This window comes from Burkholderia sp. E168m23, from assembly GCF_016586125.1.
Classification (GTDB): Bacteria; Pseudomonadota; Gammaproteobacteria; order Burkholderiales; family Burkholderiaceae; genus Burkholderia; species Burkholderia orbicola.
Genome location: NZ_BCPP01000090.1, coordinates 1 through 12,283, shown reverse-complemented (window position 1 = coordinate 12,283; position 12,283 = coordinate 1). Strand labels below are relative to the sequence as shown.

Annotated in this window: 12 protein-coding genes; 5 read left to right on the top strand and 7 right to left on the bottom strand. The window is 67.1% G+C overall.

The annotated features are described in order from the left end of the window. Positions 1 to 247: 247 nt before the first annotated feature. The gene (locus JMF90_RS07530) at positions 248 to 1,249 is read left to right on the top strand and encodes an aldo/keto reductase (protein ID WP_011547516.1); all 1,002 of its coding nucleotides are present in this window, start codon (positions 248 to 250) and stop codon (positions 1,247 to 1,249) included. A 132-nt stretch (positions 1,250 to 1,381) separates the two neighbouring features. Next, positions 1,382 to 2,122, top strand: coding sequence for a sulfite exporter TauE/SafE family protein (locus JMF90_RS07525; protein ID WP_041489381.1), 741 nt, complete (start codon positions 1,382 to 1,384; stop codon positions 2,120 to 2,122). Positions 2,123 to 2,205: 83 nt separating this feature from the next. Here the strand turns inward: JMF90_RS07525 and JMF90_RS07520 are convergent, their stop codons facing one another. From JMF90_RS07520 to JMF90_RS07510, 3 genes are all read right to left on the bottom strand, one after another. Then, positions 2,206 to 4,377 (bottom strand): hypothetical protein, encoded by a 2,172-nt coding sequence (locus JMF90_RS07520; protein WP_011547518.1) that lies wholly within the window; start codon positions 4,375 to 4,377, stop codon positions 2,206 to 2,208. 506 nt (positions 4,378 to 4,883) lie between these two features. Next, complete coding sequence (locus JMF90_RS07515) at positions 4,884 to 5,270, bottom strand: ester cyclase (RefSeq protein ID WP_011547519.1); 387 nt, start codon at positions 5,268 to 5,270, stop codon at positions 4,884 to 4,886. Between the two features lie 46 nt (positions 5,271 to 5,316). Then, the gene (locus JMF90_RS07510; protein WP_011547520.1) at positions 5,317 to 6,213 is read right to left on the bottom strand and encodes a LysR family transcriptional regulator; all 897 of its coding nucleotides are present in this window, start codon (positions 6,211 to 6,213) and stop codon (positions 5,317 to 5,319) included. A 499-nt stretch (positions 6,214 to 6,712) separates the two neighbouring features. Here JMF90_RS07510 and JMF90_RS07505 point away from each other — a divergent pair, with 499 nt between their 5' ends. The 3 genes from JMF90_RS07505 (at position 6,713) to JMF90_RS07495 (ending at position 9,670) form a co-directional block, all read left to right on the top strand. Then, a complete protein-coding gene (locus tag JMF90_RS07505) occupies positions 6,713 to 7,582 on the top strand; it encodes a peptidoglycan DD-metalloendopeptidase family protein (protein WP_006478827.1) in 870 nt (289 codons plus the stop codon). A 209-nt stretch (positions 7,583 to 7,791) separates the two neighbouring features. Further along, positions 7,792 to 8,691: a class A beta-lactamase gene (bla, locus tag JMF90_RS07500; RefSeq protein WP_041489382.1), complete on the top strand. Its 900-nt coding sequence runs from the start codon at positions 7,792 to 7,794 to the stop codon at positions 8,689 to 8,691. A gap of 106 nt (positions 8,692 to 8,797) precedes the next feature. After that, positions 8,798 to 9,670 (top strand): LysR substrate-binding domain-containing protein, encoded by an 873-nt coding sequence (locus tag JMF90_RS07495; RefSeq protein ID WP_006478829.1) that lies wholly within the window; start codon positions 8,798 to 8,800, stop codon positions 9,668 to 9,670. A gap of 21 nt (positions 9,671 to 9,691) precedes the next feature. Here the strand turns inward: JMF90_RS07495 and JMF90_RS07490 are convergent, their stop codons facing one another. The 4 genes from JMF90_RS07490 to JMF90_RS07475 all read right to left on the bottom strand — a co-directional run. Then, on the bottom strand, positions 9,692 to 10,021 hold the full coding sequence (locus tag JMF90_RS07490) for a hypothetical protein (RefSeq protein ID WP_011547522.1): 330 nt from the start codon (positions 10,019 to 10,021) through the stop codon (positions 9,692 to 9,694). Positions 10,022 to 10,351: 330 nt separating this feature from the next. Beyond that, positions 10,352 to 10,606, bottom strand: a complete 255-nt coding sequence (locus JMF90_RS07485) for a GlsB/YeaQ/YmgE family stress response membrane protein (RefSeq protein ID WP_006478831.1) — start codon at positions 10,604 to 10,606, stop codon at positions 10,352 to 10,354. Between the two features lie 126 nt (positions 10,607 to 10,732). Further along, positions 10,733 to 11,509 carry an ABC transporter ATP-binding protein gene (locus JMF90_RS07480; protein WP_011547523.1) on the bottom strand — a complete coding sequence of 259 codons (777 nt, stop codon included), beginning with the start codon at positions 11,507 to 11,509 and terminating at the stop codon, positions 10,733 to 10,735. Further along, the coding region (locus tag JMF90_RS07475) for an ABC transporter ATP-binding protein (protein WP_201325014.1) at positions 11,506 to 12,283 on the bottom strand (778 nt) is incomplete at its 5' end. The genes JMF90_RS07475 and JMF90_RS07480, both read right to left, overlap by 4 nt.

Below are 12,283 nucleotides of genomic sequence, written 5' to 3'. Positions count from 1 at the left end.
TCGATCCGTAATAACTTCGTATAGCATACATTATACGAAGTTATACGAGTGAAGCTGCCCAGATGGGCGACGCGCGCGAAGGTGCGCATTGCTTGCAGATGGTCCATGCGGGGGCGGGAGCGTGGCGATTGGAACAGGCTCCATTGTTAATCATCGTCGAATGAATTGGTTGGGGGTTTCGCGTTTATCGTGCGCCGCGATGCGTTCAGAATCCGGTTGATTCAGTCAACACCGCAAGGACACGGATATGGACAAGCATCGACTGGGCCGCACGGGCCCGCAGGTTTCGGCGATCGGGCTCGGCTGCATGGGGATGTCGGACTTTTACGGGCCGGCGGATCGCGACGAAAGCATCGCGACGCTGCACGCGGCGCTCGACCACGGCATCACGCTGCTCGATACGGGCGACTTCTACGGGATGGGCGACAACGAGATGCTGATCCGCGACGCGCTGCGCGGCCGCACGCGCGACCAGGTGCTGATCAGCGTGAAGTTCGGCGCGCTGCGCGATCCGGCCGGCGGGTTCGCCGGCTACGACGCGCGGCCCGCGGCGATCCGGAACTTCGTCGCGTATTCGCTGAAGCGGCTCGGCACCGACTACCTCGACATCTACCGGCCGGCACGCGTCGATCCGGCCGTGCCGATCGAGGAAACGGTCGGCGCGATCGCCGATCTCGTGAAGGCCGGGTACGTGCGTCATATCGGGCTGTCGGAAGTCGGTGCGGACACGATCCGCCGCGCGGCCGCCGTCGCGCCGATCGTCGATCTGCAGATCGAATACTCGCTGCTGTCGCGCGGGATCGAGGCGGACATCCTGCCCGCGTGCCGCGAACTCGGGATCGGTGTGACGGCGTACGGCGTGCTGTCGCGCGGGTTGCTCGGCGGCGGCTGGAGCGCGGCGCGGCAGGGCGAGCGCGATTTCCGCGCGGCCAGCCCGCGTTTCCAGGGCGAGAACCTCGCGCACAACCTCGCGCTGGTCGATGCGCTGCGCGCGATCGCGGACGAGAAGCGCAGCAATCCGGCGCAGGTCGCGATCGCGTGGGTGCTGTCGCGCGGCGCCGACATCGTGCCGCTGGTCGGCGCGCGCAAGCGCACCCAACTGCAGGACGGTTTGCTGGCAACTAAATTGCAACTAACGGTCGATGACCTCGAACGCATCGAAGCGGCGGTTCCCGCCGGGGCGGCGGCCGGCGAGCGTTATCCGGCCGCGCAGATGGCGCACCTCGACAGCGAGCAGGGCCGGGGGTGATCCACGGGGCCGGATCGCCGGGGCCTGACAGCCCCGGCCAACCGGCCCGAGCCAGCCTCAGGCAAAGCCAGATGGCGGGCGGCAGGGCGGGCAGGCATCATCGGCGCCGTACTCAACGACGGAATGCCTGCCATGCAGATTCATACGCTGACGATCGTCGTGCTGGTTTTCCTGTTGGCCGGCGCGGTGAAGGGGATGATCGGGCTCGGGCTGCCGACGATCGCGATGGGGCTGCTGACGCTCGCGATGCCGCCGTCGGCCGCGGCGAGCCTGCTGCTCGTGCCGTCGCTCGTCACCAACGTGTGGCAGTTGTGGCTCGGTCCGTCGTTCGGCGCGTTGCTGCGCCGGCTGTGGCCGCTGCTCGCCGGCCTGACGGTCGGCACGTTGACGGGCGGATTGCCGGCGCTCGCGGCCGGCAGCACGTGGACGCACGCGGCGCTCGGCGTCGTGCTGGTGCTTTACGGGCTGTGGGGGCTGGCGGCGGCGCGGCTGCCCGCGCCGGGGCGCCATGAAAAATGGTTGTCGGCCGGGGTCGGCTACCTGACGGGCGTCGTGACGGCCGCGACCGGCGTGTTCGTCGTACCGGCGGTGCCGTACCTGCAGGCGCTGCGTCTGTCGAAGGACGATCTGATCCAGGCGCTCGGGCTGTCGTTTACCGCGTCGACGATCGTGCTCGGCCTTCAGTTGCGTGTGACGGGCGTATTGCAGACCGTCGATCTCGGCGTGTCGGCGCTCGCGCTCGTGCCCGCGCTGGCGGGGATGGCCGGCGGCCAATATGCGCGGCGCGTGATGAGCGAGAAGCTGTTCAAGCGTTGCTTCTTCATCGGGCTGATCGCGCTCGGCGCGTATATGGCGGGGTCGGGGTGGCGGTGAACGTGCCTCCGGCCGCTGAATGATCCCGAAGCCGGTTTCGGCAACCGGCTTCGGGAACGGTCACGGCATGACGTTCGCGCCGTTCACGCCGGATCGGCGTACTTCAGCGTCCACCCGACCGTGCGGGTCGCGCCCGCGCCGAGTGCGAACGGTTTCGTCGTGCACGCGAAGTTCGAATGCAACTGTCCGATCGGCGTCGTCGACAGCGGATTCGTCGCGCCGTTCGCCGTGTCGAAGGCGGACAGCGCGCAGTTGTCGAACCCGGACGTCGCATAGCCGGTCGCGGCGCTGTTCGCGTACGTCACCGATACGCCGTCGCCGTTGGCCTGCGTCGACGCGAAATCCGCGAACGACGTGAAGTCCGTCTCGATCGCGAGGTTGCCGGCGAGCGTGCCCGAACTCAGCGTATCGCTGCGCGACACCGTGCCGTGCGCGAAGGTCAGCACCGTGTGCACCTGCAGGTCGAGATCCGTCGTGTACGCGGCGTTCTTCGACGCGAGGCGGAACTTCGTCGTATCGAACGACACGATCACCTGGCCGTTGCTCTGCTGCACGTTCAGGTTCTTGTAGTACGTGACCGGAATGTAGGTTTTCGCGTTGTACGTCACCTGCGGCACCAGCAGCGCATAGCCGAGGTCGGTCGTGCCGTAGATCAGCTTGTCGGAGAACGGCACCGGGTAATACGGCGTGTACGAGTCGTAGTCGGGCGCCTGGCTGAGGTTCAGGTTGATCACGCGCCGGCCGTCGCGCACGGTGAGCAGCGCGGCGCTGTACGGATGCGCGGCGTCGCCCGGCTGGTTGTACCAGGTGAGCGTGTAGCGCGGCAGCGCGTCGAGCCACGCGCGGTAGTCCGCATCGGCCATCGGCGCCTGGCCGCCGAAGCCGAGCTTGTTCCACCATGCGTTCACGTACAGGTACTGGTGCAGCAGGCTGAAGTTCTCGCCCATCACGCGCGGCTTGCCGCGATAGGTGTCGGTGCCGCGGCCCTTGACCCACATGTTCACCGACGGCGTCGGCAGCGACGGGTCGTACCAGTACGTGTCGAAGCGCCGCGCGGCCTGGTAGATGAATGCATACGCAACCTGTTTCTCGCGATCGGTCAGCACGCCGGCATTGGCCGCGGCCGTCAGCACCTCCATGAACGCGGAATCGCCGTACGGGCCGATCGAGCGGCCGTAGTTGAAGCCCTGGCCGTTGGCGTTCAGCTGCGGCAGGATCAGGTCGACCGACTTGCGCAGATAGCCCTTCAGCTCCGGCGTGAGGTTTGCTTCGTTGCCCATCTCGAACGTGCGCTCGACCACTTCGCCGATCAGCAGCGTGCTGTAGCGGTCGAAGCGCGCCTGGTCGTAATAGGTCGTGTGCGTGTTCGATGCTTCGTCGGAGAACCCGCCCGACGAGTCGTTGCGGATGTGGTTCGTCAGCGTGTACAGCAGCGCGTCGCGCGCGCTCATCGCGGCGACCGCCGGATCGGTCTTCGATGCGAACGACGGGCTGCTCCAGCCGAGCTTCTGGCGCAGCCCGGCAATGCCGTAGGACACCGCGTAGTAGTTCTGAGCGGTGTTGAGCGACGCGATGTCGATCGGCGTGCCGGCCGCCGGGCATGTACTGGTCTTGCCGCTCGCATCCGGGCCGAACATGTCGCAGAAGGTGAGCCGCTGCTGCAGCGTCGCGAGCATCGCGTCGCTGAAGACTTCGTTGAGCATCCCGTGCGCCTTCAGGTTGTTCAGCGCGACGAGGTAGTAGTACTCGCCCCACGACGTGTTCGCATACGTGTAGTTGCTGCCCGACTGCGCCATCATCGCGGTCGTGATCGTCTGGTACGTCGCGAGGTAGCTCGCGTATTGCGGGTCGTTCTTCGACTTCATGTCGATCAGGATGTACGACAGGCCGAGCGCGAGCTTGCCGGGCAGGAATTTGTCGCCGGTGTTCGTGTCGAGCACGTGGACGGGCGTGCCGTCGCCGAGATCCATCACGACCTGCGTGAAATCGGGCGATTTCCGGATCAGGTCGAACAGCGCGCGCATCTGGCCCATCATCGTGACCGGGATGTTCGTGCCGGCCGGCACGCTGGTGTCGGGCGCGCCATAGACGAGCGCCTGCAACGAGTTCGACGCGAGCGTGGGCGTGGTGGGCGTGGTCGACGAGGGGGGCGATGGCGGCGTGTCGGTCACGTCGTTGCCGCCGCACGCGCTGACGAACACGACGGAAAGGGCGCTGAGCGCGGCGCCGAGCGCGAATCTGCTGCGCGGATGCATGGTGTCTCCAGTTTTGAATAGTGGTGAAGCACGGGCATGTGTGGCCGATGCCGTGCTCGATGCCCGTACCCGGCTGCCGCCCTTGCAAACCCTGATCCCTGAAGGCGGACGGCCTGAATCGCAAATCGAGCAGGCAAGCGTTCCCCCTGCGCGGGCCATGACCGGCGTCGCGCTCGAGCATTGGAAAACGTTTTCCAAATTTAGGCATCCATCCGCGTGATGTCAATGAACTTTCACATCGGATGCGCCGGTAGAAACCCGAATGGCGGGCAGCGGATAGTGCGGGAGGGGAAATCGGTCTTATGCGAAAATCGCCAGGATTTTCGTTGCTGATCGAATGGTCATCGGGTGAGAGAAATCGCGCTTTGAAGCGGCGGCCGGAGCGTGACCTGGAAACCGATTCTCGATACGTAATGAGAGAAAACGTTATCCATAAGAATCGAAGTGCATTCAGGCATTCCTGACCACCGGCCGCCGCGCGCGACGCCGCGCCGTTTCGACGACGTTCAAAGCTGCTTCTCGATCGCCGCCTTGTCGATCACCGACCACACCTGGCGGATCTTGCCTTCGTGAAATTCGTAGAACACGTTCTCGGCGAACGTGACCTTGCGGCCGTCGACGGCGAGCCCCATGAACGTCCCCTTCGGCGAACACGCGAAGCGAAGGCGACACGCGACACGCGGCGGCTCGCACACGAGCAGCCGGATGTCGAAGCGCAGATCGGGAATGTCGCGGAAGTCCTGTTCCAGCATCGCGCGGTAACCGGCGAGGCCGAGCGGCCGGTCGTTGTGGATCACGTCGTCGGACACGTACTCGCCGAGCGCCGTCCAGTCCTGCCGGTTCAGGCAGTCGATATACGCGCGATAGCGGGTGGCGAGATCGGTATCGGTCATGGTCATGCCTCCGTATGTCGATGGGGCGACGCGAATGCGGCGCGCGTCAGCGCGGCGGTGCGCCGCCGGACAGGAACGCGACGAACTCGCGCGTGTACTTCGGCAGCGCGTCGAACGACCGCGCGCAGAGCGTCAGTTTCCGATGGCTCCACGGATCGGACAGCTCGACGAGCCGCACGTCCATCGTGAGCATCGCGCGCTCGGCCGCATGCCGCGACACGATGCCGATGCCCACGCCGCTCGCGATCACGCGGCAGATCGCGTCGAAGCTCTTCAACTGCACGCGATAACGAATCCGCTTGCCGATCGCACGCGCCTGATCGGCGAGATGCACCTGCAGCGCGCTGCCGTCGGTGAGGCCGATGAAGTCTTCGTCGGCGATGTCGTCGAACGCGACCTTGTCGTGCGACGCGAGCGGATGCGCAGCCGGCACGACGACGATCAGCCAGTCTTCGCGGAACGGCTGCTGTTCGAGCCCGCCGAGCCCGACCGAATCGGCGACGATGCCGACCTCGGCCGTCTTGTTGCGGATCGCATGCACGATCTCCTGGCTCGAGCGTTCCTCGACGCTGATCGACAGCTTCGGATGGCTCGGCAGGTAATCGGCCAGGGCGTCGGGCAGGTATTCGCTGAGCGACGCGGTGTTGCACAGCAGCCGGATATGGCCGCGCAGCCCCTGGCCGTATTGCTGCAGTTCGCCACGCATGTGATCGATCTGCTGCAGCACGGTGCGCGCGTGGTGTTCGAGCGCGCGGCCCGCATCGGTGGCCTGCGCGCCAGACTTGGTCCGGTGCAGCAGCGGCACGCCGAGTTCGTCCTCCATCCCGCGAATGCGTTCGCTCGCGGCCTGCAGCGTGATGTGCGTGCGTTCGGCGCCGCCCGTGATCGTGCCGGCTTCGCAGATGTTCAGGAAGAGCCGCAGGTCGGTCAGGTCGAAGCGCATGATGGGCGGAGCGATGGGTGGGGATGGCCGATAAGTTAGCAGGAACCGCCGCGCCGGTCTCAGGGGCAGCTTGAGGCCTGGTTCGTCGCTTCCGCATTTTCGGGGTGCGATCGGCGGCCGATGATGGGCGCACATCAACCGGGGAGCCTGTCATGCGGATCGATTCGTCATGGGGCGTGTCGTTCAAGATCGCGTTGCATCTGCTGTTCCTGTGCATTGGCATCGCGTGGGCCGCAGCCGAAATCGTCGCATGGTTGCGGTGAATGTCGCGGATCGCGCCTATTGAAATCAGCGGGCCATAGTTTTTGACGACGAAAATTCTTCCGTTCTTCAGCGAAAAGACCATCAAGTTTTTCCGGGTCGGACCGTATTACCGGTAGCGAATGCCGGCCGGCATCCGGTCCGTGATCGTTTGTCATCATTGTTTGCATCCGGTTACACGTCGGCCGTTCCGTTTTTGAGATGCTTGAAAGATTGTCAAACCGGAGTCGGATCGTCCATGAAAACGCGCGAGATTCACCCTAAGGCGGCGTGGCTGTCGGGCCTGGCCGCCGTGCTCGTCATGGCCGGTTGTGCAAGTACGCAGTCCGTTCCGCCGAGCGACACGCTGGCGGGAAAACCCGCTGATACGAGCCCGCCTGCCGCGCAGTTGGCCGCGCCGATGCCGGCCGCACCGATTCTCGTCGCGCAAAAGTACGTCGTGAAACGCGGTGACACGCTGACTGGCATCGCCTCCGCGAACGATTGCAGCGTGGCCGACTTGCGCACCTGGAACAAGCTGGCCGCGAACGGCAGGCTGCGCATGGGGCAGGTACTGCGCATCGTCAAGCAGCAGCCGCTGCCGCCCGCGGGCGCGGCCGGCACGCAGATTGTCGCGAGTAATGGCGCGGCGAGTAGTCAGGGCAACTCGCAGACCACCGCGCAGGCCACTTCGCAGGCCGGCGCATCGACCGCGAGCGATCGCCAGGTCGTCAAGGAAACGAAGCGCCATGCGGGCGGCGTCGCGCTCAAGTGGCCGGCAACCGGCAAGATCGTCGACGGGTTCAAGCCCGGACAGAACCGCGGCATCCAGATCGCCGGCCGGCCGGGCGACCCGGTGCGCGCCGCGGCCGACGGCCGCGTGATGTACGCAGGCACCGGCCTGAACGATTACGGCAGCCTGATCATCGTCCAGCACAACGCGGACTTCCTGACCGCCTATGCGCACAACCGCAAGCTGCTCGTGAAGACGGGCGACATCGTGCATCAGGGCGATGCGATCGCCGAGATGGGCGACCTCGACAACTCGCGCGTCGCGCTGCTGTTCGAGGTGCGACGCGACGGCAAGCCGGTGAATCCGATGCCGTACCTGCCTTCGTCGCAAGGGTGAAGCGCGGCCGTTTCGCTGGAACGCGACGGCGGTCACTGCTACGCTAAGGTTTGTTCATGCGAATCCCGCTATCGCGGGGCCGACGGGCGTCTTTCGGGGAAGCGCGGCGAATGCCGTCGCGGGCCGGCCGTCGGCGTGAACGGTCGCGCGTCGCCGATGCGCGGCCGCGTTGCTTCGCGCCACCGTTTCCGACAGAACAGATCTCATCCATGGAACATTCTCCGACTCGCCGCTCGCTGTTGCTTGCCGCCGTGGCTGCGCCGTTCGTTGCCGCGTGCACGTCCGCGCCGGTCGCCGACCAGGGGCGCGCCCATACTGCCCAGGCCGAACTCGCCGCACTCGAAAAAGCCTCGAACGGGCGGCTCGGCGTCGCCGCGCTCGATACGTCGAACGGCGTGCGCATCGCGCACCATGCGCGCGAACGCTTCCCGCTGTGCGGCACGTATGCGGTCATGGCCGCCGCCGCGATGCTCGCGCGCGGCTCGCTCGACGCGTCGCTGCTGCCGCGCCGTATCCTGTACCGCCGCTATGAAATCGTGTCGGGCTCGCCGATTACGGAAAGCCACGTCGACACCGGCATGACGATCGCGCAGCTGTGCGCGGCGATGCTGCAGTCGGGCGACAAGGGCGCGGGCAACCTGCTGATGGGCGTGCTCGGCGGTCCGCAGGCCGTCACGGCGTTCGCGCGCGAAAGCGGCGACACCACCTTCCGCCTCGATCACTGGGAACCCGAGCTGAACAAGGCCGCGCCCGGCGACGAGCGCGACACGTCGACGCCGGTCGCGATGGTCGACACGCTGCAGCGGCTGCTGCTCGGCGACACGCTGCGCGAACCGCAGCGCGCGCAACTGACGGAATGGATGGCGGGCGGCGCACGCGCGGCGACCGGCATCGCGGCGGGCGTGCCGCCCGGCTGGCGCGTCGCCGACAAGGCCGGCACCGGCGGCTACGGCACGACGACCGACATCGCGGTGCTGTGGCCGCCGTCGCGCGCGCCGATCGTGATGGCCGTGTCGTTCACGCAGCCGCAGGCCGATGCCGCGGCGCGCGCGGACGTCGTCGCGTCGGCGGCGCGCATCGCGGCGGGCGCGCTCACCGCGACGACCTGAATTTTCGGCGTCTCGCGCAAAGCCGGCGTTTGGCTTATCGTGTCGGTCAGCGCGCGCCGACGCCGGCGCGCGGTCCTTCCGCGCCGTTTTCCGTTTCCCGTTCGCCATGCGCCGACTTCCGCCCCTGCACGCGCTGCAGATCTTCTCGACGGTGGCTCGCCACCGCAGCTTCACGCGCGCGGCCGAGCAGCTGTGCCTCACGCAGGGCGCGGTGAGCCGGCAGATCCAGACGCTCGAGGCGCATTACGGGTTTCCGCTGTTCAAGCGGCATGCGAAGGGCCTCACGCTGACGGCGGAAGGCGAGCAACTGTTGCCGGTGGTCGACGAGAGCTTCGCGCGGATCGAGGACATCTCGATGAAGCTCACGCGGCAGCGCACCGATCTCGCGCTGAAGGTGCCGACCTGCGTGATGCGCTGGATGCTGCCGCGCATCATGCGCTTCCAGGGCGAACATCCCGATCTCCACGTGCAGATCACGACCGCGTGGCAGCACGTCGTCGATTTCTCGAGCGAACCGTTCGATGCGGCGATCGTCTACGGGACGTCGCCGGGCCCCGGCGTCGTCGCGCTGCCGCTGTTCGACGAACGGCTGACACCCGTGTGCGCACCCGAGTTGCGGCAGGCGTCGCCGCTCGGCGCGGTCGGCGATCTCGCGCGCCATACGTTGCTGCATCCGACGCGCGACCACCGCGACTGGCGTGCATGGCTCGACCATGCGGGCGAGCGCGGCGTCGATCCCGCGCGCGGACCGACGTTCGACACGCTCGATCTCGCGACGAACGCGGCGATGCAGGGCTTCGGCGTCGCGATCGGCGACGTGACGCTCGTCGACGACGACGTCAGCGCGCGCCGACTCGAACGGCCGTTCGACATCGTGCTCGAAACCGGCGCACGCTACTTCTTCGTCTACCCCGAGAACCTCGGCAGCCAGCAGAAGATCCGCGCGTTCAGCGACTGGATCGCGCGCCATCGCGACTGACGCGCGGCGCCGCGGCGGGCTTTACTGGTAGGTCACGACGGCGATCATCGGTGCATGGTCGTTGCCCGGACGGTCAGGTAAAACGATTGCGCGCGAGGCCTGCGTGAAGAGCGCCGTCTTCAGCGAACGCTGCGTCGCCGCGTCGACGAACGCGATCTGGCCGGCGGCCGGGCGCGGGCAGTCGGGGCGCACGTGTGCCTGCGCCGCATTGGCGTCGAGCGCGAACGAGCAGGGTGGCTCGACGATCATGCCGGAGAAGTAAATGATGCCGGACGCGCCGGCGGCAAACGACGAGGACGAGGCCAGAAGCGAGGCAGCCAGGGCGAACGAGGCGAACACACGATGCTTCATGACAGGCTCCAGAGAGGAAGCGCGTCGCAGCGGGGCCGCTCGGGTGGCAGTCCGTCAACGCTACGATGCTATCTGCGTAAACGGCAAAACCATCGGACCTCTTGAATCAAAAAACGAAAATATCGGTAATAAGCAAATGACCGCGTGGTGCTTCAACCAATGTAGGCCGGATCTGCGCATCCGCAAGTCGGGGAAACGCCGGGTGGCATAAGATCGCATGACGAACGATCGCCGTAATCGTTGTGCCGGCAACGGTTTGCATCGTCCGGAAAACAAAACGGCCGCTCGTGAGTGAGCGGCCGTTTTGCCGTGAAGCGGGGCGTGCGGGGTTCAGCCCGCGCGCTTGCGGATCGCACCCACGACGACGAGCAGCACGATCGCACCGATGATCGACGCGATCCAGCCGGCGCCCTGGCCCGGCGCATACCAGCCGGCGGCGCGGCCGACATAGCCGGCCACCAGCGAGCCGACGACGCCGAGCACGACGGTCATCAGGATGCCCATCTTGTCGTCGCCCGGCTTGAGTGCGCGGGCGAGGAGGCCGACGATGAGCCCGACCACCAGGGTTTCGATGAATTGCAGCATGAATGCCTCCCTATAGCTGTGCTGTTGACGAAAGGAAGTTGACCCGTGCGATGCACGAGGGTTCCATGCGGCGGCAAGCCGGCGCGTGGCGTGCGCAGTATCGCATGCGTTCGCGTCCGGCGGATGTCACTTGGCAGGCGCGTCGGCAACCGGGTCGAGGCGGCGATAGCCTTCGGTCGCGTTCAGCAGCGTACGCGTGTAGTCGCGTGCGACCTGCCCGGCCCGCACGTCCTCGATCCGCAACTGCTCGACGATCTCGCCGTGCTGCATCACCGCGACGCGCTGGCACAGGAAGCCGATCACCGCGAGGTTGTGGCTGACGAGGATCATCGTCAGGTTGCGTTCGCGATGCAGGCGGCGCAGCAGGTTCAGGATCTCGGCCTGCACCGATACGTCGAGCGCGGACGTCGGCTCGTCGAGCAGCAGCACGCGCGGCTCGACGATCAGCGCGCGCGCGATCGCCACGCGCTGCCGCTGGCCGCCCGACAACTGGTGCGGGTAGCGGAAGCGGAACGCGGGGCCGAGGCCGACCTCGGCGAGCGCGCGGGCGATCCGCGCATCGGCGTCGCCGATCGCATGGATCGACAGCGGCTCGCGCAGCGTCTGGTCGACCGTGAAGCGCGGATGCAGCGACGCGTACGGGTCCTGGAACACCATCTGCACGTGACGGCGGAACGCGCGATCGGGCGTGCCGCCGACCGGACGGCCATCGATCGACAGGCTGCCGGACGCGAGCGGCACGAGGCCCGTCAGCGCACGCAGCAGCGTCGACTTGCCGGAGCCCGATTCGCCGACCAGCCCGAACACTTCGCCGTCGCGCACCGCGAAGCTCGCGTCGCGCACGGCGTCGACGTGACCCGTGCGGGTCGGGAAACGGATCGATACGTGATCGACGTCGATCATCGTGCGGCCTCCTGCGGGTCGTGTGAGCTCGGCGTGGGCACGGCGGCGTCGAGCCACGCCGGATCGCGCCGCAGCACCGGCAGTTCGTCGGGCGGGTTCGCGAGCGGCGGGTTCGCCGCGAGCAGCCCGCGCGTATAGGGATGCGTCGCATCGCGCAAGTCGCGCGCGGCGCAGGTCTCGACCACGCGGCCCGCATACATCACCGCGACGCGATCGCAGAACGACATCACGAGCGGCAGGTCGTGGCTGATGAACATCAGGCCCGTGTCGTGCCGCGCGATCATCGCGTCGAGCACCGCGAGCACCTGCATCGACACCGCGACGTCGAGCGCGGAGGTCGGCTCGTCGGCGATCAGGAGGCGCGGGCCGGTCGACACCATCATCGCGATCATCACGCGCTGGCCCATGCCGCCCGACAGCTCGTGCGGATACGCATCGGCGACGCGCGCCGGGTCGCGGATCTGCACGGCCGCGAGCGCCTCGACGATCCGCTCGCGCAGCGCGCGGCCGCGCAAACCCGGCTCGTGCCGCCGGAACGCTTCGCCCATCTGCTTCGCGACGGTCATCACCGGGTTCAGCGAATACTTCGGGTCCTGCAGGATCATCCCCATCTGGCTGCCGCACAGGCGCCGGCGTTCGCTCGCGGACATCGCGAGCAGATCCTGGCCCGCGAAGCGCATCGTACGCGCCGACCAGCGCGCGGCGTCGGGCAGCAGGCCGAGCAATGCGCGACCCGTCAGCGACTTGCCGGAGCCCGATTCGCCGACGATGCCG